General features: G+C 58.3%; 21 protein-coding genes. 12 read left to right on the top strand and 9 right to left on the bottom strand.

Annotated elements, in window-relative coordinates; all coding sequences use genetic code 11:
* Positions 1 to 231: 231 nt before the first annotated feature.
* On the top strand, positions 232 to 1,569 hold the full coding sequence (gene gdhA / locus AB4O01_RS15990; protein WP_099757229.1) for an NADP-specific glutamate dehydrogenase: 1,338 nt from the start codon (positions 232 to 234) through the stop codon (positions 1,567 to 1,569).
* Here the strand turns inward: gdhA and AB4O01_RS15985 are convergent.
* The 4 genes from AB4O01_RS15985 to AB4O01_RS15970 form a co-directional block, all read right to left on the bottom strand.
* Positions 1,566 to 2,060, bottom strand: coding sequence for a GreA/GreB family elongation factor (locus tag AB4O01_RS15985; RefSeq protein WP_093434786.1), 495 nt, complete (start codon positions 2,058 to 2,060; stop codon positions 1,566 to 1,568). The genes gdhA and AB4O01_RS15985 overlap by 4 nt on opposite strands.
* 70 nt (positions 2,061 to 2,130) lie before the next feature.
* A complete protein-coding gene (locus tag AB4O01_RS15980) occupies positions 2,131 to 2,487 on the bottom strand; it encodes a hypothetical protein (protein ID WP_093434789.1) in 357 nt (118 codons plus the stop codon).
* A 219-nt stretch (positions 2,488 to 2,706) separates the two neighbouring features.
* Positions 2,707 to 4,560 (bottom strand): Lnb N-terminal periplasmic domain-containing protein, encoded by a 1,854-nt coding sequence (locus tag AB4O01_RS15975; RefSeq protein ID WP_460089018.1) that lies wholly within the window; start codon positions 4,558 to 4,560, stop codon positions 2,707 to 2,709.
* Positions 4,561 to 4,654: 94 nt separating this feature from the next.
* Complete coding sequence (locus tag AB4O01_RS15970) at positions 4,655 to 5,143, bottom strand: DUF3015 domain-containing protein (RefSeq protein WP_007909797.1); 489 nt, start codon at positions 5,141 to 5,143, stop codon at positions 4,655 to 4,657.
* A 301-nt stretch (positions 5,144 to 5,444) separates the two neighbouring features.
* Here AB4O01_RS15970 and AB4O01_RS15965 point away from each other — a divergent pair, with 301 nt between their 5' ends.
* Positions 5,445 to 7,883 carry a Lon protease family protein gene (locus tag AB4O01_RS15965; protein WP_460089017.1) on the top strand — a complete coding sequence of 813 codons (2,439 nt, stop codon included), beginning with the start codon at positions 5,445 to 5,447 and terminating at the stop codon, positions 7,881 to 7,883.
* A 325-nt stretch (positions 7,884 to 8,208) separates the two neighbouring features.
* Positions 8,209 to 8,523 (top strand): PA4575 family protein, encoded by a 315-nt coding sequence (locus tag AB4O01_RS15960; RefSeq protein ID WP_007909799.1) that lies wholly within the window; start codon positions 8,209 to 8,211, stop codon positions 8,521 to 8,523.
* Between the two features lie 36 nt (positions 8,524 to 8,559).
* Here AB4O01_RS15960 and AB4O01_RS15955 read toward each other — a convergent pair whose 3' ends face one another.
* Positions 8,560 to 10,389 (bottom strand): hypothetical protein, encoded by a 1,830-nt coding sequence (locus tag AB4O01_RS15955; protein WP_460089016.1) that lies wholly within the window; start codon positions 10,387 to 10,389, stop codon positions 8,560 to 8,562.
* Positions 10,390 to 10,547: 158 nt separating this feature from the next.
* On the opposite strand from AB4O01_RS15955, the gene AB4O01_RS15950 reads away from it, so the two are divergent.
* The 3 genes from AB4O01_RS15950 (at position 10,548) to AB4O01_RS15940 (ending at position 12,218) form a co-directional block, all read left to right on the top strand.
* Positions 10,548 to 11,036 carry a TIGR00645 family protein gene (locus AB4O01_RS15950; protein ID WP_007909801.1) on the top strand — a complete coding sequence of 163 codons (489 nt, stop codon included), beginning with the start codon at positions 10,548 to 10,550 and terminating at the stop codon, positions 11,034 to 11,036.
* Between the two features lie 137 nt (positions 11,037 to 11,173).
* Positions 11,174 to 11,479, top strand: coding sequence for a DUF6482 family protein (locus tag AB4O01_RS15945; protein WP_460089015.1), 306 nt, complete (start codon positions 11,174 to 11,176; stop codon positions 11,477 to 11,479).
* Between the two features lie 121 nt (positions 11,480 to 11,600).
* Positions 11,601 to 12,218 (top strand): FKBP-type peptidyl-prolyl cis-trans isomerase, encoded by a 618-nt coding sequence (locus AB4O01_RS15940; protein ID WP_008078561.1) that lies wholly within the window; start codon positions 11,601 to 11,603, stop codon positions 12,216 to 12,218.
* A gap of 109 nt (positions 12,219 to 12,327) precedes the next feature.
* On the opposite strand, the gene AB4O01_RS15935 is transcribed toward AB4O01_RS15940, so the two are convergent.
* From AB4O01_RS15935 to AB4O01_RS15925, 3 genes are all read right to left on the bottom strand, one after another.
* Positions 12,328 to 12,585, bottom strand: a complete 258-nt coding sequence (locus tag AB4O01_RS15935) for a PA4570 family protein (protein ID WP_007909813.1) — start codon at positions 12,583 to 12,585, stop codon at positions 12,328 to 12,330.
* A gap of 205 nt (positions 12,586 to 12,790) precedes the next feature.
* On the bottom strand, positions 12,791 to 13,132 hold the full coding sequence (locus AB4O01_RS15930) for a zinc ribbon domain-containing protein YjdM (protein ID WP_016986200.1): 342 nt from the start codon (positions 13,130 to 13,132) through the stop codon (positions 12,791 to 12,793).
* A 181-nt stretch (positions 13,133 to 13,313) separates the two neighbouring features.
* Positions 13,314 to 14,282, bottom strand: coding sequence for a polyprenyl synthetase family protein (locus tag AB4O01_RS15925; protein WP_093434797.1), 969 nt, complete (start codon positions 14,280 to 14,282; stop codon positions 13,314 to 13,316).
* A 239-nt stretch (positions 14,283 to 14,521) separates the two neighbouring features.
* On the opposite strand from AB4O01_RS15925, the gene rplU reads away from it, so the two are divergent.
* From rplU to AB4O01_RS15900, 5 genes are all read left to right on the top strand, one after another.
* A complete protein-coding gene (gene rplU, locus AB4O01_RS15920) occupies positions 14,522 to 14,836 on the top strand; it encodes a 50S ribosomal protein L21 (protein WP_003176051.1) in 315 nt (104 codons plus the stop codon).
* A gap of 34 nt (positions 14,837 to 14,870) precedes the next feature.
* Positions 14,871 to 15,128, top strand: coding sequence for a 50S ribosomal protein L27 (gene rpmA / locus AB4O01_RS15915; protein ID WP_003176049.1), 258 nt, complete (start codon positions 14,871 to 14,873; stop codon positions 15,126 to 15,128).
* 193 nt (positions 15,129 to 15,321) lie between these two features.
* Entirely contained in the window at positions 15,322 to 16,545 is a 1,224-nt protein-coding gene (cgtA, locus tag AB4O01_RS15910) for an Obg family GTPase CgtA (protein ID WP_093434800.1), read from the top strand.
* Positions 16,546 to 16,668: 123 nt separating this feature from the next.
* Positions 16,669 to 17,787 (top strand): glutamate 5-kinase, encoded by a 1,119-nt coding sequence (proB, locus tag AB4O01_RS15905; RefSeq protein WP_427119803.1) that lies wholly within the window; start codon positions 16,669 to 16,671, stop codon positions 17,785 to 17,787.
* Between the two features lie 10 nt (positions 17,788 to 17,797).
* Positions 17,798 to 18,265 (top strand): CreA family protein, encoded by a 468-nt coding sequence (locus tag AB4O01_RS15900; protein ID WP_007909822.1) that lies wholly within the window; start codon positions 17,798 to 17,800, stop codon positions 18,263 to 18,265.
* Positions 18,266 to 18,474: 209 nt separating this feature from the next.
* Here the strand turns inward: AB4O01_RS15900 and rpsT are convergent, their stop codons facing one another.
* Complete coding sequence (gene rpsT, locus AB4O01_RS15895; protein ID WP_003228351.1) at positions 18,475 to 18,747, bottom strand: 30S ribosomal protein S20; 273 nt, start codon at positions 18,745 to 18,747, stop codon at positions 18,475 to 18,477.
* Between the two features lie 252 nt (positions 18,748 to 18,999).
* Between rpsT and murJ the strand changes: the two genes are divergently transcribed.
* Positions 19,000 to 20,538, top strand: a complete 1,539-nt coding sequence (murJ, locus tag AB4O01_RS15890) for a murein biosynthesis integral membrane protein MurJ (RefSeq protein ID WP_460089014.1) — start codon at positions 19,000 to 19,002, stop codon at positions 20,536 to 20,538.
* Positions 20,539 to 20,632: the final 94 nt, after the last annotated feature.

Below are 20,632 nucleotides of genomic sequence, written 5' to 3'. Positions count from 1 at the left end.
TTCAAATGTGGGAGCGAGCTTGCTCGCGAAGGGGCTGTAACTGTTGGTGCATGACGTGAATCTAATCTCACCATTAGCGTGCAAAGCAGGTCAAAAAACCGGCCTGATTTATATCCTGTGCACCATTTAATTTCATAACTGCGACATTTTGCTCTGTTCCTGTGCGCATTTCGTTTGTTACAGTCCGGCCCAATCTCCTCCAACGACAATAAATTTGCCGAGACTTTTCCCATGATCGAATCCGTCGAATCCTTCCTCGCTCGTCTGAAAAAACGCGACCCGGATCAACCCGAATTCCACCAGGCCGTCGAAGAAGTCCTGCGCAGTTTGTGGCCGTTTCTCGAAGCCAATCCGCATTACCTGACCGCGGGGATTCTGGAGCGCATCTGCGAGCCGGAGCGCGCGGTGATGTTTCGCGTGTCGTGGGTCGACGATCAGGGCAAAGTCCGGGTCAATCGCGGGTTCCGCATCCAGATGAACAGCGCCATCGGCCCGTACAAGGGTGGCCTGCGTTTCCATCCGTCGGTGAACATGGGCGTGCTGAAATTCCTCGCCTTTGAACAGACCTTCAAAAACTCCCTGACCTCGCTGCCAATGGGCGGCGGCAAGGGCGGCTCCGACTTCGATCCGAAGGGCAAGAGCGACGCTGAAGTCATGCGTTTCTGCCAGGCGTTCATGAGCGAGTTGTACCGCCACATCGGCGCCGACGTTGACGTGCCGGCCGGTGACATCGGCGTCGGTGCGCGCGAGATCGGTTTCCTGTTTGGCCAGTACAAGCGCCTGAGCAACCAGTTCACCAGTGTGCTGACCGGCAAAGGCATGACCTACGGCGGCAGCCTGATTCGTCCGGAAGCCACCGGTTTCGGCTGCGTATATTTCGCTGAAGAAATGCTCAAGCGTCGCGGGCAGACCGTCGAAGGCAAGCGTGTGGCGATCTCCGGTTCCGGCAACGTCGCGCAATACGCGGCGCGCAAGGTGATGGACCTGGGCGGCAAGGTGATTTCCCTGTCCGACTCCGAAGGCACGTTGTATTGCGAAGCCGGGTTGAGTGAAGAGCAGTGGCTGGCGCTGCTGGAACTGAAAAACGTCAAACGTGGACGCATTAGCGAATTGGCCGCAGCGTTCGGCCTGGAATTCCGCGCCGGTCAGTTGCCCTGGTCGTTGCCGTGCGACATCGCGCTGCCGTGCGCTACACAGAACGAACTCGACGCCGAAGCCGCGCGCACACTGCTGCGCAATGGCTGCGTGTGCGTAGCTGAGGGCGCGAACATGCCGACCACGCTCGAGGCTGTGGATATCTTTATCGAGGCCGGGATTCTGTTTGCGCCGGGCAAAGCATCCAACGCTGGCGGCGTGGCAGTGAGCGGTCTGGAGATGTCGCAGAACGCCATGCGCTTGCTGTGGACGGCAGGTGAGGTGGACAGCAAGCTGCACGCGATCATGCAGTCGATCCACCACGCTTGCGTGCATTACGGCGAAGAGAACGGGCGGATCAACTACGTCAAAGGCGCGAACATCGCCGGCTTCGTCAAAGTCGCCGACGCAATGCTCGCGCAGGGCGTGGTTTAAGCCGGTTCGATGCGGATCACTTCAATCACTTGATCGCCGGCGGGGCGCTGCCACAGCACCTCGTCATTGAGCTGCGCACCGAGCAGCGCCCGGCCCAGCGGTGAGCCCCAATTGATCAGGCCTTTGCTGGCATCGGCCTGATCCTCGCCGACCAGTTGTACCCGGCGTTCGGTATCGTGCTCGTCGGCGTAGGTCACCCAACTGCCGATCTGCACTTTGTCGGTGGAGGTCGCGGCAACCGCGACTTGTGCGCTGCTCAGGCGTTGATTGAAATACCGCAAATCCCTTTCGAGATCCGCCAGACGCTGCTTGTCAGCCTGCTCCCCTTTGGCCGATTGTTCGGCATGCAAGGTTTGCAGTTCGGCGACCTTCGCCTGTAACTGCGCCAGCCCTTGCGGCGTGACGTAGTTGGGCTGCGTGCTGACCTGCCGTTCGACCGGCTGATCGGCTTGCGCGGCGGCGTTGTCTTCGTTGACGAATGCGCGACTCATGGTGTCCTCCTCGTATGAGGTTTGGGCCATGCTCGCAGGCATTTGGTTTCACTGGATGTCTGGAAACGACCTATTGCGAGCGATAGGCCCGCCCGGCGTCCTGATCTTTCTGTTGCTGCCAGGCGCGCTCGCGTTCGTCCCAATGTTCATTGCGATACTGTTCGCGGTCCTTGTTTTCCAGCATTGCCTGACACTGGCGGAAGCCGTCGGTCCAGCCTTCGGCGTATTGCTTGTCCTTCAGATAGCGCGGCACGTTCTTGCGAAACTCGCCGCTGATCGAACCCGCCGCCTGACGACCGCTGACACAGCCATCATCGAAACCGTCGGCGAAGGCCGGTGGATAACCCTTGGCGATCAGATCTTCATGGGTGGTCTGGCAACCGCCCAGTAACAGCACAACACCCAGCAAACCCGCACACCGCCACATCGCACTCTCCCGCGCCGGTTCTCCGGCCTATGGGGAAAGTCTAGAAGCTGATTCATGAGGCGGCTGTCGAAGCGCCGTGAAAAATCCATTAACACCACAAATCCCCTGTGGGAGCGAGCTTGCTCGCGAAGGCTTCGTGTCAGGCAACTCTGATATCGACTGACCCACCGCTTTCGCGAGCAAGCTCGCTCCCACATTGGTTTTGTGCTGTGTTCGGGATCAGTAGTGATACCACTTCACTTCAAGCATGACCTCGGTTTCCGGGGTGGCGAGATGGCTGAACTCACGCTGCGCACTCAGGCGCAAACCAAGGTTGCGCGACAACTCCCACTGCTGATTCAGACTCAGACTGCGGCGCACTTCGCCATTGAAAAAGTAATCACCTTTGGCTTCGAGGCTGAGATTGCCCAGCGGGTTTTTCCACAGCACGCCGGTATTGAAACCGCCGGCCGGGGAGACGAATTCGGCGAAGTCATTGTTGTGCTCGACGCGCACGGTGCCGAGGGCAAAACCCAATACGTCATCACCCAACGCCCAAGTGCCGCCACCGCCACCATTCACGTGGCTGACCAGCGTCTCGTCATCGTGCTTGCCCGGTACACGCTCAAGACCACCAGTGACTTGCCACGACAGTGGCTGCAGCAGCTCATTGCGCGGTGTCAGCGAACGAATGGTCGCCAGATCCAGTTGCTGGAACTGCCAGTGATTGCCCTCGTACTGACGTAGCTTCATCTGCAGGATTTCAATTTGCGCGCCGAGCGGGAAGCTTTCGGCGTTGTCATTCAGGTCGTGATACGCCATGCGCAAGCCGTACTCACCGAACGCACGGTCGCCACGGGTGCCGAGACCGGCCTGCCAGGTGCGCGATTCGTGGCCGTCTTCGGGCAAGCCCGGTTGTGGGATGTCCAGTTCGGGGGCGGGGTTCTTGTTGATCGCCCGCAGCAGTTCAAAGCTGCGCTGTGCCCGTTGTGGATCGCGTTCCTGGCCGTTGGCGCGGTAGCGCTCCAGACGATATGCCGCGTCGATGATCAACGCTTGACGGTCGCGGGGCAGGGCTTTGAACGCCGGATCCTGCAACTGCTGTTGATCGGCGCTGACGTTCAGCACCCATTGCTGTTCGTCACTGTTCAAAGGCTCGGCACGGCTGAGCAATTCGCGCTCGCGGGACGGGCGGTATTCGATACTTTCCACCAGCCCGGCTTCCTTCACCGCTTTGACGGTGTCGGTGGGAATTGCGGTCAACGGGAATTGTTCGGTCAGGCGCAGGCTCGGCCGCGCCACCTGCAGCAACTCAAGCAGACGATACGAGCAGTTTTCGTCGAAGAAGAAATAGTCGAACTGGATCTGCTTCAACTCCCACACATGCTCGACCATGCGCGCGGTTTCTTCCTGGGTCAGATTCAATCGGTATTCCCACAGATCGCGGTTTTCCAGGCTGCGGTATTCCGAGAGTTTTTCCTGATAGGGCACCAGCGCGAACAACCCGGGATAGCCGCCCATCAAACCTTTCCAGGCATACAGAATGCTGTTGTCCGAACCTTCGATGTAGGCACCGAAGTTGATCGCGTAACTGAGCAGCGAGGTCTTGTCGGCCTGCACATCGGCTTGATCGATGCGCAGCAGGGTGTGGCCGAACATCGATGACGGACTGTTCAAATAAGCCGCCGGGAAGATCATCACCGCGCTGTGCGGCGAGACGTCCTTGAACCACTTTTTGTATTCGGCGCATGCCGGTGTCGGCAGATCGCTGAGATTGAGTTGCGCCTTCAGCCAGCGAGTGCGCGCCGGATAAACACATTGCGCATGTTGCTCGCCAAGACTGGCCGGGGCGTACAGCGCTTGCACGGTGGCCGCCAGCTCATGATCGGGATGTTCATTGCCATCGGGCGCAAGAAAGAACTTCTTGTCGCTGACATAGCTGCGCCAGCCGCCAAGCTTGGCGGTTTCGTAGTGACCGAGGGAAATCCAGAAGTGGTCGTTGGCCAGTTGCTGCAAACGTTGAGGGTCGATGTGGGGCGCGGCGGACAGCGGGGCGCAGACACAGAGCGCCAGCCAGGCAAGGCGTTTGAGCATAGTCGGCAACTTGAACAGGAAAGAAATAAAGACCCAAGGAGGGCGGGCCGAAAAAACAAAACCCGCTTCCCGAAGGAAGCGGGCGAGGTCGAGCTTAAGCCTGAGTTGCGTACTTGGCCAGACGAGGATCCGATTTCAGTACGGCCAGGGTGTTGGTATGCACGTCTTCAGCGGTCACGTCAGCCTTGCTGAAGATCTGCTGGAAGTGCTCGTGAGTCACAGCCGCGAAGTGCGCACGGTCTTCCGGCGCCACGCCCAGTACCACGGCATAAGTCGTCAGCGCTTCGCCGTTGCCTTTGGCCATGTCTTCGGACAGCTCGTTCATCATGCCATTCATGGCAAACCAGGATTTGCCGCCGTAGGTCAGCGACGCGTTGGTCGAGCAACCGTTGGTGCCGGAAGTCATACCGAAGGTGGCGTTACCGGAAGTGCCGTTGGTGGTGGAAGCGAGGAAGTGCGCCGGGGTGCCACGCTGACCTTCGAACAGCATGTTGCCCCAACCGCAATCCGGGCCGCCTGGAGCTTGCGCCATTGCGTTGATGGATACAGCGGTGAAGAGAGTACCGAGAAGAATCCGTTTCATAGCTTTTTTCTCTTTGTGTGCATACCAATGGACAGGGTTCTGGCCCCCCAAGCTCTGTACGAAACAGATCAAAACGAAGCCAGTGGGCCGGTATTAGTTCCAGCCGCGCAGTTTGGAGTTTAGGCACGTTCCAGGGGTTCCGTGGTTTTTTGCAAAATATTTGGAATAAACCCCGGTTTCAGGGGGCGGGCCGCAGGCTTGGCCGGTTGTCTATGCTTTGTAGTGTGGCGCGCCTTGCCAGTGGGGCACGGGCAGCGCCAGAATGCCGCTATCTGCCCCGCCTGATTGTTAAGGAAGCCCGATGCCTGATCCTGTTGCTGCCAGCTTGCGTCTTGCGCCCGAAGCGCTGACCCGTCCGTTTTCCGCTGAACAGTTCAGCTTCACTACCACCAATGATCTGGAGCCCTTTCGCGGTGTGCTCGGCCAGGAACGCGCGGTCGAAGCCTTGCAGTTCGGTGTGGCCATGCCACGCCCCGGTTACAACGTATTCGTCATGGGCGAGCCCGGCACTGGTCGTTTCTCGTTCGTCAAACGCTACCTGAAGGCCGAAGGCAAGCGCCTGCAGACCCCGGCGGACTGGGTCTACGTCAATAACTTCGATGAGCCGCGCGAGCCGCGTGCGCTGGAACTGCCTTCGGGCACTGCCGGCGCGTTTATCGGTGACATCAACGGTTTGATCGACAACTTGCTGGCGACGTTTCCAGCGGTGTTCGAGCACCCGTCCTATCAGCAAAAGAAAAGTGCCATCGACCGTGCATTCAACCAGCGCTACGACAAAGCCCTCGACATCATCGAGCGCCTGGCCCTGGAAAAAGACGTCGCCCTGTACCGCGACAGCAGCAATATCGCCTTCACGCCGATGCTCGACGGCAAAGCGCTGGACGAAGCCGAATTCGCCCAGTTGCCGGAAGCCGATCGCGAGCGTTTCCACGAGGACATCTCCGGTCTCGAAGAGCGTCTGAACGAAGAACTCGCCAGCCTGCCGCAGTGGAAGCGCGAATCGAACAATCAACTGCGTGCGCTCAACGAAGAAACCATCACCCTAGCCTTGCAGCCATTGCTGTCGCCGCTGTCGGAGAAGTACGCCGAGAACGCTGCGGTCTGTGGTTACTTGCAAGCCATGCAGGTCTATCTGCTGAAAACCGTGGTCGAGCAACTGGTCGATGACAGCAAGACCGACGCCGTCGCGCGCAAACTGCTGGAAGAACAATACGCACCGAGCCTGGTGGTCGGTCATCCGCTCAGCGGCGGTGCGCCAGTCGTTTTCGAGCCGCACCCGACGTACGAAAACCTCTTCGGTCGCATCGAATACACCACCGATCAGGGCGCGCTCTACACCACTTATCGTCAGTTGCGTCCGGGCGCCTTGCACCGCGCCAACGGCGGTTTCCTGATTCTTGAAGCGGAAAAAATGCTCAGCGAGCCGTTCGTGTGGGATGCGCTGAAACGCGCCCTGCAATCGCGCAAGCTGAAAATGGAATCGCCGCTGGGCGAGATGGGCCGTTTCGCCACTGTGACGCTCAACCCGCAGCACATTCCGTTGCAGGTCAAAGTCATCATCATCGGTGCGCGGTCGCTGTACTACACGCTGCAAGACCTCGATCCGGACTTCCAGGAGATGTTCCGCGTCCTCGTGGATTTCGACGAAGACATCCCGATGGTCGACGAGAGCCTGGAGCAATTCGCCCAGTTGTTGAAAACCCGTACTTCGGAAGAAGGCATGGCGCCGCTGACTGCCGATGCGGTAGCGCGCCTGGCGACTTACAGCGCACGTTTGGCCGAGCACCAAGGGCGTTTGTCGGCGCGTATTGGCGATCTGTTCCAACTGGTCAGCGAAGCGGATTTCATCCGTCACCTGGCCGGCGATGAAATGACCGATGCCGGGCATATCGAACGTGCCTTGAAAGCCAAGGCCACGCGCACCGGTCGTGTGTCGGCGCGGATTCTCGACGACATGCTTGCCGGGATCATCCTGATCGACACCGATGGCGCGGCGGTCGGCAAGTGCAACGGTCTGACCGTGCTCGAAGTCGGCGATTCGGCGTTCGGTGTGCCGGCGCGGATTTCCGCCACGGTTTACCCGGGTGGCAGCGGCATTGTCGACATTGAGCGTGAGGTCAACCTCGGTCAGCCGATCCACTCCAAAGGCGTGATGATCCTCACCGGGTATCTGGGCAGCCGTTATGCCCAGGAATTCCCGCTGGCGATTTCCGCGAGCATCGCGCTGGAGCAGTCGTACGGTTACGTCGACGGCGACAGCGCGTCGCTGGGCGAGGCGTGCACGCTGATTTCGGCGCTGTCGAAAACCCCGCTCAAGCAGTGCTTTGCGATCACTGGTTCGATCAACCAGTTCGGCGAAGTGCAGGCGGTGGGCGGGGTCAACGAGAAGATCGAAGGCTTCTTCCGACTCTGTGAAGCGCGCGGGCTGACTGGCGAGCAGGGCGCAATCATTCCACAGGCCAACGTGGCCACGCTGATGCTTGATGAGAAAGTGTTGGCGGCGGTGCGTGCCGGGCAGTTCCACGTGTACGCGGTGCGTCAGGCCGACGAGGCGTTGAGTCTGTTGGTGGGCGAACCGGCCGGTGAACCGAATGCCGACGGCGAATTCCCGGAAGGCAGCATCAACGCACGGGTGGTCGAGCGCTTGCGCGACATCGCCGAGATGATCAGCGAAGAAGACCTCAAGGAAGCCGAGAAAGAGTTGGCCCAAGAAGCGCTGGCCGAAGCCAAACCGGCTTAACAGTCTTAAAGCGAACCCTGTGGGAGCGAGCTTGCTCGCGAAAGCGGCGTATCAGTCGACGAATCAGTTGCCTGACACTCCGTATTCGCGAGCAAGCTCGCTCCCACGGTTGTTTTTCCAGATTGATTTTTGTGGAGATCTTCGGGAGATATGCCACAACTCTGACGCCAATATTCACACAATGACCATTCGGCGCCTTCTGGTCTCATTCGGCTTGCGCAGCGGACTTTTCTTCTATTCTCAGCTCAAGGATATCGACAGTATCACTGGATCGAGCCAGTCCTCCCGTGAGGGCTGAATACCGGCTTCACCGAGGGTCGCCGCCATGTCGCGCAACCTCTGTCTCACCCGTCAATGCCTGGGTCTGGTGACCCGTATCGAATGCGCCATCAAGCCGTTGGCCGGCGATAACGGCATGTGGACGCTGCTCTTCGCGGCCGGCATGGCCGGTGAACAACCTTCCGCCATCAAAGCTCAGGGCCCGTTTCATGGGCCGGTCGCCGCCGAATCGATACTCGACACCATCGTTGAAAGCCTGACCTTGCACGGCTATGAACTGGCCGATGATCCGCAGATCTGGAGCCTGCACCTGCAAGCCCAGTTGCGGCAGATCAACGGTGGCCGTGGCCGCGCCCTGTAGGCGCTGCCGCAGGTTGCGATCTTTTGATCTGGCTCTTCAGTGGGCAGCCTCAGGTACCTGCGCCCGGTCGAGTTTGACCTCAAAGCCGTATTGCACAGTGGCGAGGTCGGTGCGCTGATAGGTTTCTACGTGCGTCGGGCGGCCATAAAAATAGTGCACGCCGAACAGCGCCGGGCCTTCTGCGCTCGCATCGTGGCTGACAGAAAGAATCTGCTTGAGGTAGTTGCCGCTGTCGTCTTTGACGAAGAAACGCCATTCGTTGGGCGGAAACAATTTCAGGTCCACCACCAGCAGGTTGTTCTTGATCTCCAGACCTTTGGGCAAGGACTTGGCGTCGTATGCCTGCTTGGCCACAGTCGCGAGAAACAGCGGCATTGAACCGACGGCGATCGCTGGGGTTTCCGGGAACAGGTTCAGGTCGTAAGTGATCGTCGCGCGCAGCGGATCGACCTGGTATGCCTCGGGCGGCAGTTCGATCGGTTCATCGAGTTTGCCACTGCGTTTTTCGGTAAAGAACGTGACAGGGCTGACCCCCGGGCTGAAGTCATCGCCCAGCAGTTCATCGTTGAACGTACGGCGATGGGAAAACTCGATGCGCGCAGCGCTCGGTTCTTCAACGTATTGATGGACGCGGATGCCAGCCTTCAATTGGTCCTCGGTCAGGCTCGCGCCTTTGAGCCAGTTGGCTGCCAGATCGTCGTAGACCGTCACTGGCAGATCCAGCGGTTGAATGGCCTTCTGCGTCGTATGTTGATTGAGCGTGCGAATCGGCAGATCCAGCGATTTGCGCGTCACCGTCGCCGAGGAGAAGTCGAGTACGCTGACTTCCAGAGTGTCGATCGGGCCATTGAAATAGACCTTGTTATAGCGACGCGGGTGCTTGTCCTCGAATGCCTGCTGCTCTTCGGTGAGTTGCTTTTCCAGCGCATCGCTCCAGCCCTTCTGCTGTTGCAGGTAGGCCAGTTGTTTTTCATAGAAGGCCACTTGCTCCGGACTCTCGTTGATCGAGCCGGCGCGTATCAGGTATTGCCCGGTCTTGTCGCGGGCCTGGACGATCAGCGGATTGAGCTGCGTCTCTGCGACTTCCGCCGCCAGTGGCAGATTGTTGCTGAATTCCACTTCGGCGTAGTTGTTCTCGAGCTTCAGCAGTTTGACGCTGAGGTTGTCGTTACTGCGGGTCTGGCCGACGTCTTTTTGCGTCAGGTCGAAGCTGTACAAGCGGCGCGGTGCGATGACTTCGATCTGGCCTTGCAGGCTGACCGGTTGCGGCAGGGACTTCTTGTCCACGTCCAGTCCGTCAATGAACGGGTAGGTCACGGTCAGGTCATCGGGGTTGGTGACGTTGGAGCTGGAGGGGCTGAGCTGAATGCCCGGATCGGTTTCCGACCATTCCGGCTGATAGGCGATCACGCGTTTGTTGCTCAACGTCACCGACTGCCATTCCACACCGTGTGGAAACAAGAAGCCGCCGGGAATGTTCAGGTTGAACGGGAACACCGGTTGCAGATCGGTGAGGTAATCGGAGCTGGCATCCTTGTGCAGCACGAACAGGCCGTTGATAAACGTATCGACCAGCGCCTGCGGGGCAGGATAGTGCTTGAGCACGGCGAGTGCGTCTTCACCGTATTCGGTGCGCGGCGGATTGTCGTTGAGCTTGAGTTGCGCGCGTTCTAGCAGCAGCAGTGAGCCGCCGAGTTCGGTGATGGCGTCCTTGAGTTTGGTGTCGGTGATGGCGTCCAGCGATTGTTCGAACTTTGCCGTTTTTTCTTCAAGGCTGGTGGCGTGTTTTTCGTCGCCGGGCGAGCAACCGCTGATCAACAGAGCAAGGCAAATTCCGGCCGTCGTTATCGGTAATCGCACATCCATTTCCACACGTCCTGTCTGCAGTCACTGGGCTGTCAATGGTTTCGACACTAGCAGAAAAAATCATCCACACGCGCAGGTGGCGGATTTTCGGGCAGTTTCTGGCTGTCACAGGGGGCTGGTATACTCGCCGCCATTTCCACCCCCTTGTGTGAGATTCAATGGAACGCTTTATCGAAAATGCAATGTACGCCTCGCGCTGGCTGCTGGCGCCAATCTATATCGGGCTCTCGCTCGGGTTGCTGGCGCTGGCACTGAAGTTTTTCCAGGAAGTGTTCCACATCCTGCCCAACGTTTTTTCGATGGCCGAGTCGGAACTGATTCTGGTGCTGCTGTCGCTGATCGACATGGCACTGGTCGGCGGCCTGCTGGTGATGGTGATGATTTCCGGCTACGAGAACTTCGTCTCTGAACTGAACATCGACGAAGGCAAGGAAAAGCTCAGTTGGCTCGGCACCATGGACTCTTCGTCGTTGAAGATGAAAGTGGCGGCTTCGATCGTGGCGATTTCCTCGATCCACTTGCTGCGCATCTTCATGGACGCCAAGAACGTCGATCCCGAGCATTTGATGTGGTACGTGATCATCCACATGACCTTCGTCGTTTCGGCGTTCGCCATGGGTTACCTGGACAAAGTCACCAAGCACTGATCAACCGTTGATCGCTGCAAAAAAACACCGCCCGTCTGTTGCGAAACAGACGGGCGGTGTCGTTTGTGGCTTGTGCTTTGGTGCGCGCAAGCATATCCCTGTAGAGGTCCTGACTCGCCACTTTGTGAGGTGCGTTCATGAACCTGCAAGAGCTGAATGCGTTTGCCATCGCCAGGAAGGTCGATGAGTTGAACCTGATCTCCATGGAGGGCGGGATTTATCTGCTCGAAGCGCGGATGCACGGGGCGGCATATCCGTTGAGTGATCCCAAAGGCAAGATGCTGACCCTGCGATCAGTGGAGCATGCGCGGGATCTGCTGCATGCGTTTCCGGTGCTGCCCTTCAATCTTGTCCACACCTCGGTGCATGACGAAATGTGCGGCCTGGCCGGCAGTATCGATGAAAGCCTGAAGGTGCCGCTCGTCTGGCGTTCAGCCCTGTAGGCCTTGCGCCCCATCGCCGGGCATCTGTGCTAGTCTGCTCGCCCTTTTGGTTCCGGGCGCGCCGGGACGCGCTGTGCTCGCACGGCAAGTCTTGTGGCCGTCCGCACAGCGGAGCAGTGTCATGTCCGAAGTAAATCTGTCCACCGACGAAACCCGCGTCAGCTACGGCATCGGCCGTCAACTGGGCGACCAGCTGCGCGACAACCCGCCACCGGGCGTTAGCCTGGACGCGATCCTGGCCGGTCTGACCGACGCTTTCGCCGGCAAGGAAAGCCGTGTTGGCCAGGAAGAAATGTCCGCCAGCTTCAAGGTTATCCGCGAAATCATGCAAGCCGAAGCCGCTGCCAAAGCTGAAGCCGCTGCTGGCGAAGGCCTGGCTTTCCTGGCTGAAAACGCCAAGCGTGACGGCATCACCACCCTGGCTTCCGGCCTGCAATTCGAAGTGCTGACTCAGGGCGAAGGCGCCAAGCCTACCCGTGAAGACCAGGTCCGTACTCACTACCACGGCACACTGATCGACGGCACTGTGTTCGACAGCTCCTACGAGCGTGGCCAGCCTGCAGAATTCCCGGTTGGCGGCGTGATCGCTGGCTGGACCGAAGCCCTGCAACTGATGAATGCCGGCAGCAAATGGCGTCTGTACGTGCCGAGCGAACTGGCTTACGGCGCTCAAGGCGTTGGCAGCATCCCGCCGCATAGCGTTCTGGTATTCGACGTCGAGCTGCTGGACGTTCTGTAAGACCTTTGTGGGAGCGAGCTTGCTCGCGAATGCAGGCGACTGGATCTAAACTGAGATTCGAGTTGAAGCCTTCGCGAGCAGGCTCGCTCCCACAGGTTTGTATTGCTGCTCATAGTTCTATCTTGTGCTGCAGTTCACTGGTCGGGCGCAAGGCCCGGGCATAGCAGAACAGGAACAGATTGCGCACCAGCTCCTTGAGCACCAATGGTTCGCTGGAATTTAGGCTGCTGACGTCCAGATCCCCTTGATCCTGCAGTTCATGCAAGGCTTCTTCTTCAAGCACCGCACAGACTTCACCGGTCTCCCGATGGAGGATTCTGAGGTAAGGGTGTGGGCGATCCAGCCACGCGTCGATCAAATAAGTCATGGTTCTCATCTCCTTGAAGGGTTTCAATGAGAATAATTCTTATTCGCCAAATAGCAAGCGTCTATTGGCGGATTCTGAAATTTTCCGGGTAAAGATTGCGTAAGGTCAAAACGGCTGGCGTTTGGCTATTGCGCGGTTTTGCTGGGGTAGAGCGGGGAGGGCGAAGCTCCATCCCACGCCTGGCGCGGGATGGATGACAACGGAATCAGACCTTTCTGACGAACTCGGATTTGAGTTTCATCGGGCCGATACCGTCGATCTTGCAGTCGATATCGTGGTCGCCATCGCACAGACGGATGTTCTTGACCTTGGTGCCGACCTTGACCACCAGCGAAGTGCCCTTGACCTTCAGATCCTTGATCACGGTGATGGTGTCGCCGTCCTGCAGGACGTTGCCGACCGAGTCTTTCTTCACGGCATCATCAGACGCCACTTCGGCTTCGCCGCTGGCGGACCACTCGTGGGCGCACTCCGGGCACACCAGCTGGGTACCGTCTTCGTAGGTGTATTCGGAATTGCATTTCGGGCAGGGTGGCAACGTGCTCACTAAGGCTCCTTGGGTATGGATCGCTAAAAGTCGCACATTGTATAGGGTTTTACGCGAGGGAGGGCATAGCGCAGAAACAACTGTGGGAGCGAGCCTGCTCGCGAAAGCGGTGTGTCAGTCAACATTGATGTCGATTGGCAGATTGCTTTCGCGAGCAGGCTCGCTCCCACAGTGGGCTGTATCAGTGCGTACGGGCGACCGCAAACTCGCTCAGTTCAACCAGCGCATCGCGGTATTCGCTGGCCGGCAGGGCATCGAGGCACTTGATCGCACGGGCCACGTAATCGCGGGCCAGTTGCGCGGTGTACTCAAGCGAACCGGAGGCTTCCACGGCAATGCGGATGCTTTCCAGGTCTTCGATCCCGCCTTTCTGGATCGCCTGACGCACCAGTGCAGCCTGTTCAGCCGTACCTTCACGCATGGTGTAGATCAGCGGCAGGGTCGGTTTGCCTTCGGCCAGATCGTCACCGACGTTCTTGCCCAGGGTTTCGGCGTCGCCCTTGTAGTCGAGCAGGTCGTCGACCAGTTGGAACGCCACACCGAGGTGATCACCGAAGGTGCGCAGGGCTTCGCTCTGCTCAGCGGTAGCACCGGCCAATGCAGCGGCGCTGTGGGTCGAAGCTTCGAAGAGCATCGCGGTCTTGCCGCGGATGACTTCCATATAGGTTTCTTCGGTGGTGCTGGCGTCGCGCACCTTGGACAGTTGTAGTACTTCGCCTTCAGCGATGATGCGCGTGGCCTGGGACAGGATCTTCATCACCGGCATCGAGCCCAGTTCGACCATCATTTCGAACGAGCGCGAGTACAGGAAATCGCCGACCAGCACGCTCGGGGCGTTGCCCCACATGGCGTTGGCGGTAGAACGGCCACGGCGCATGCCGGACATGTCGACCACGTCGTCATGCAGCAGGGTGGCGGTGTGCAGGAATTCGATGGTGGCGGCCAAAAGGCGCATGTCGTCGCCTTCGCGACCCAGGGCCTTGCCACACAGCAACACTAATAAAGGACGCAGACGTTTGCCGCCGGCCGAGGTAATGTAATCGCCGATTTTCGATACCAGCGGTACTCGGGAAGTCAGCTGCTTCTTGATGATGCCGTCGACGGCGCTAAAATCGTCCGCCACCGCGCGGTAGAAAGCTTGGGGTTGCATCAGCGAGAGTCGCTCCAGAAGGGTTGCGCGGCATGCTAGGACCCCCATCCAGACCTGTCAAGGCGCGATAGACGGCTACTTGCAAGCCTGCGGCACCTTGCGTACAATCGCGCACCCTGAACTTCCTGGGCAGCACCTGCCTTACGCAATTGCAACGGGCCTTCCAGCCTTATGCAGCCATGCCAGCCAATACCTCTTCTTATAAAGAGCTGGGTGAGCAGGATTATCGGAGAAATACCATGTCTTATGCAGTAATCGTTACTGGCGGCAAGCAGTACAAAGTCGCCCCGGGTGAATACCTGAAGATCGAAAAACTGGAAATCGCTACCGGCGAATCCGTTACCTTTGATCGCGTTCTGTTGGTTGCCAATGGCGACGACGTGAATATCGGCGCTCCAGTTGTTGCTGGCGCTACCGTTGTGGCTGAAGTGATCTCCCAAGGTCGTCACGATAAAGTCCGCATCATCAAGTTCCGTCGCCGTAAGCACCACATGAAGCGTATGGGCCACCGCCAGTGGTACACCGAGATCAAAATCACCGGTATTCAGGCTTAATTTCAGCCTAATTCCTCACTAGGAGAATTGACTCATGGCACACAAAAAAGCTGGTGGTAGTACCCGTAACGGTCGCGACTCAGAAGCCAAACGCCTTGGCGTTAAGATGTATGGCGGCCAGAAAATCATTCCGGGCAACATCATCGTGCGTCAGCGCGGCACCCAATTCCACGCTGGCTACGGCGTTGGCATGGGTAAGGATCACACCCTCTTCGCGAAAATCGAAGGCGTGATCAAGTTTGAAGTAAAAGGCGCGTTCAACCGCCGTTACGTGAGCGTTGTCGCGGCTTAATTGCGCGATCGCTGGAAAAGCCCTGTCTCGCGACGGGGCTTTTTCGTTTGTGGGGTGAGTCTCTTGCAAAACTGTTTGTATGGGCTGTCGGCGTGCGATGCAGGTCGTGTTTTGGGGTCGCTGCGCTCATTTTTGCAAGAGTCTTATGTCTTGATTGTTTTTCGGCTCGTCCGTACGGCGAGAGGCGTTGGTTATGAAGTTTGTTGATGAAGTATCGATTCGCGTAAAGGCTGGTGATGGCGGCAATGGCGCCATGAGTTTCCGTCGGGAAAAATTCATCGAAAACGGTGGTCCGAACGGCGGTGATGGCGGTGACGGCGGTTCCATCTACATGATGGCCGACGAAAACCTCAACACCCTGGTCGACTACCGTTACACCCGGCACTTCGATGCCGAGCGTGGTTCCAACGGTGGCAGCACCGACTGCACCGGTAAAAAGGGTGAAGACCTGATCCTGCGCGTGCCGGTCGGCACCACGGTGATCGACTCTGCTACCCAGGAAGTGATTGGCGACCTGACCAAGGCTGGCCAGAAGTTGATGGTAGTGCAGGGCGGCTGGCACGGTCTGGGTAACACCCGTTTCAAATCCAGTACCAACCGGGCGCCGCGTCAGACCACTCCGGGCAAGCCGGGTGAGCAGCGCGACCTGAAACTGGAAATGAAAGTACTGGCTGACGTCGGTCTGCTGGGCTTGCCGAACGCCGGTAAAAGTACCTTTATCCGTTCCGTTTCTGCGGCCAAGCCGAAAGTCGCCGACTACCCGTTCACTACGCTGGTGCCAAACCTCGGTGTGGTCAGTGTCGATCGCTGGAAGAGTTTCGTCATTGCCGATATTCCGGGTCTGATCGAAGGCGCTTCCGACGGTGCTGGCCTGGGCATTCGCTTCCTCAAGCACTTGGCGCGTACGCGTCTGTTGCTGCACCTCGTCGATATGGCGCCGCTGGATGATTCCAGCGCACCGGATGCCGCTGAAGTGATCGTCAACGAACTGATCAAGTTCAGCCCGTCCCTGGCCGAGCGTGATCGCTGGCTGGTGCTGAACAAGTGCGACCAGATCCTTGAAGAAGAGCACGAAGAGCGCGTCAAGGAAATCGTTGATCGCCTCGAGTGGACCGGTCCGGTCTATGTGATCTCGGCGATCGCCAAGATCGGTACCGAGCGTCTGTGTCACGACATCATGCGTTACATGGAAGATCGTGCCGATCGCTTGGCCAATGATCCGGCTTACAAGGAAGAGCTGGCCGATCTCGATCAGCGCATCGAAGACGAAGCGCGCGCGCAACTGCAGGCGCTGGATGACAAGCGTGCCCTGCGTCGCAGCGGCGTGAAGTCGGTCCATGACATCGGCGACGATGATTGGGACGAAGAAGATGTGGATGACGAAGACGGTCCGGAAATCATTTACGTGCGTGACTGATTCGTTGCAGTAAACTTAAGCGCCGCTCAATCGAGCGGCGTTTTAGTATCTGGAAATCGCAAGTCACAAATAACGTCATGGGCGGCGCTGGGTCGCGTTGCCCTCAAGCTAAGGTTGAAGATGATGCGGAGCAAGGTGACAGGTGCGCAGCGTTGGGTCGTGAAGATCGGCAGCGCTTTGCTGACAGCTGATGGCAAAGGGCTGGATCGCGCGGCAATGAGTGTCTGGGTGGAGCAGATGGTGGCCTTGCATGAGGCTGGTGTCGAGTTGGTGCTGGTGTCCTCCGGGGCGGTAGCGGCCGGCATGAGTCGTTTGGGCTGGACCGCACGACCCAGTGCGATGCACGAACTCCAGGCAGCCGCTGCGATTGGTCAGATGGGTCTGGTGCAGGCGTGGGAATCGAGTTTCGCCGAGCATGGCCGGCACACTGCGCAGATTCTCCTGACTCACGACGATTTGTCCGACCGCAAGCGCTACCTCAACGCCCGCAGCACTTTGCGCGCATTGGTCGACCTGAAAGTCATCCCGGTGATCAACGAAAACGACACCGTGGTCACCGACGAAATCCGCTTTGGCGACAACGACACCCTGGCGGCGCTGGTGGCTAACCTGGTCGAGGCGGATTTGCTGGTGATCCTGACCGACCGCGATGGCATGTTTGACGCCGATCCGCGCAACAATCCCGAGGCGCAGCTGATTTACGAAGCGCGCGCCGATGATCCGAGTCTCGATGCGGTAGCGGGTGGTACGGGCGGTGCGCTGGGGCGTGGCGGTATGCAGACCAAGTTGCGAGCGGCGCGACTGGCTGCGCGTTCCGGTGCGCACACCATCATTGTCGGTGGGCGTCTTGAGCGCGTGCTTGATCGCCTGAAGGCGGGTGAGCGTATCGGTACGTTGCTGTCGCCTGAGCGCGGCATGCTCGCGGCGCGCAAGCAATGGCTGGCCGGGCATCTGCAGACTCGCGGCACGTTGGTGCTGGATGATGGTGCGGTGTCGGCGTTGTCACAGGGCAATAAAAGTTTGCTGCCGGTAGGTGTGAAGTTGGTGCAGGGCAGTTTCCGTCGCGGTGAAATGGTCGTCTGCGTGGCGCCCGATGGTCGTGAGATTGCTCGTGGCCTGGCTAACTACAGTGCGCTGGAAGCACAAAAAATCATCGGTCAGTCGTCGGATGCGATTGTCGGTTTGCTCGGTTACATGGCGGAGCCTGAACTGGTTCACCGTGACAACCTGATTCTGGTCTAAGGAAAATTCGATGCGTTTAGCGAAAGGATTGTTGGGCTTGCTGATGGCGATGCCATTGCTGGCCTCGGCCGAGGAGATCGGTCAAGTGTCGACGGTGTTCAAGTTTGTCGGTCCGAACGACCGCATTGTGGTCGAGGCTTTCGATGATCCGAAAGTTGAGGGGGTGACCTGCTACCTGTCGCGCGCCAAGACGGGTGGTGTGAAGGGTGGTCTGGGTCTGGCTGAAGATCGCGCAGAAGCGTCGATCGCTTGCCGTCAGGTCGGCCCGATCAAGTTCAAGGGTGATTTGAAGGATGGCGATGAAGTGTTCAAGGAGCGCACTTCGCTGGTATTCAAGACCATGCAGGTGGTGCGATTCCTGGACAAGAAGCGCAATACGCTGGTGTATCTGGTCTACAGCGATCGCTTGATCGAAGGCAGTCCGCAGAATGCCGTGACCGCGATCCCGATCCTGCCGTGGGTACCCGTCCAGCAATAACACCGCAAATCCAATTGTAGGGGTGAGCCTGCTCCGGGCGGCGTGCCGACGATAGCTGTGTTAGTCAGCAAATGTACATCTGACTAACCGCCATCGTCGGAACGCCGCCCGGAGCAGGCTCACTCCTACATTTTTTTTGCGCTGGATTTGCTAAATCACAGGCAATAAAAAACCGACCCTAAGGTCGGTTTTTTAATGACTACGTCGGATTAAGCAGCTTCTTTCAGCGCTTTGACGTGGCCATTCAGGCGGCTCTTATGGCGAGCAGCCTTGTTCTTGTGGATGATGCCTTTATCGGCCATACGGTCGATAACTGGCACAGCCAGAACGTATGCAGCTTGAGCTTTTTCAGCGTCTTTTGCGTCGATGGCTTTAACTACATTCTTGATGTAGGTGCGAACCATGGAACGCAGGCTGGCGTTGTGGCTGCGACGCTTCTCAGCCTGTTTTGCACGTTTTTTGGCGGAAGGTGAGTTGGCCACCGTCGAGCTCCTCGAAAGACTTTTTAGGAAATAGCAAACAAAATAGGCCGCGAATCATGCCGATGAGTTGAAGTCTTGTCAAGGGCACTTGAAACGTTCCGCTAAGTGGTAGGTATAAAGAGGCGGGATATTTATTTCCGGCGCTTGACCTGTAAACTCGCGAGCTTTGGCTCTGTGCTGCTGCGGCGCGGAGTATCGCACAAGTAGGCGCTTTGTTCGCCTGCTGTTTATCGACAGGCACAAATTCCCTCAATGAATCTGCTCAAATCGTTGGCCGCCGTCAGCTCTATCACGATGCTTTCCCGGATTCTGGGCTTTGTTCGTGACACGCTGATTGCCCGTACATTCGGCGCCGGGATGGCGACGGATGCCTTCTTTATTGCCTTCAAACTGCCCAATCTGCTGCGGCGGATCTTCGCCGAGGGCGCTTTCTCGCAGGCATTCGTGCCGATTCTGGCCGAATACAAGAGCCAGCAGGGCGAAGAGGCGACGCGCACGTTCATTGCCTACGTATCGGGCTTGCTGACGTTGGTGCTGGCGGTTGTCACTGCGCTGGGCATGATCGCCGCGCCTTGGGTGATCTGGGCCACCGCGCCCGGTTTTACCGATACGCCGGAAAAATTCCAGCTCACCTCCGATCTGTTGCGGGTGACCTTCCCGTATATATTACTGATATCCCTGTCATCGCTGGCCGGGGCGATCCTCAATACCTGGAACCGTTTCTCAGTGCCGGCCTTTGTGCCAACGTTGCTCAACGTCAGCATGATTGTGTTTTCGCTGTTCCTCACGCCGTACTTCGATCCGCCGGTCATGGCATTGGGTTGGGCGGTCTTGGTCGGCGGTCTGGCGCAGTTGCTCTATCAACTGCCGCACCTGAAAAAGATCGGCATGCTGGTGCTGCCGCGTCTGAATCTGCGTGATACCGGTGTTTGGCGGGTGATGAAGCAGATGTTGCCGGCGATTCTCGGTGTCTCGGTCAGCCAGATTTCGCTGATCATCAACACGATTTTCGCCTCATTTCTGGTCGCGGGTTCGGTGTCGTGGATGTATTACGCCGACCGTTTGATGGAGCTGCCATCCGGCGTGCTTGGCGTGGCTTTGGGCACGATTCTGCTGCCGACGCTGGCCAAAACTTACGCCAGTAAGGATCGTCACGAGTATTCGCGGATTCTCGATTGGGGCCTGCGTCTGTGCTTTGTGCTGGTGCTGCCCTGTGCGCTGGCGCTGGGAATTCTCGCTGAGCCGCTGACTGTTTCGCTGTTCCAGTACGGTCAATTCAGTGGTTTCGACGCGGAAATGACTCAGCGCGCACTGATTGCCTATTCTGTCGGTCTGCTCGGGATTATCGTGATCAAGGTGTTGGCGCCGGGCTTCTATGCGCAGCAGAACATCCGTACTCCGGTAAAAATCGCAATCTTCACGCTGGTGTGCACGCAGTTGTTCAACTTGATGTTGATCGGCCCGCTGGCTCATGCCGGTCTGGCCTTGGCGATCAGCGCCGGTGCCTGCCTGAATGCCGGGTTGCTGTTCTATCAACTGCGCAAGCAACAGATGTATCAGCCGCAGCCGGGTTGGGCCAGGTTCGGTTTCAAATTGGTTATCGCCGTGGCGGTGATGTCGGCGGTGTTACTGGTTGGCATGCATTTCATGCCGGCGTGGGACCAAGGGCACATGCTTGAGCGCTTCCTGCGTCTGGGCGCATTGGTCGCGGCGGGCGTGGTCGCCTATTTCGGTATGTTGCTGCTGCTTGGTTTCCGTTTGCGCGACTTCAATCGCAAGGCCTTGAGTTAAGGTTTTACCCTTTATAAACAGGCGCGGGCCGGCAGTTTTGTCGGCTCGTTCACTTTGCGTTACGGTGTTGCCTGTCGTCGACCGTCGGGTGTGG

The organism is Pseudomonas sp. S2_E02 (genome assembly GCF_054668355.1).
The sequence above is the reverse complement of the archived record's forward strand: the minus strand, read 5'-3'. Positions and strand labels throughout refer to the sequence as shown.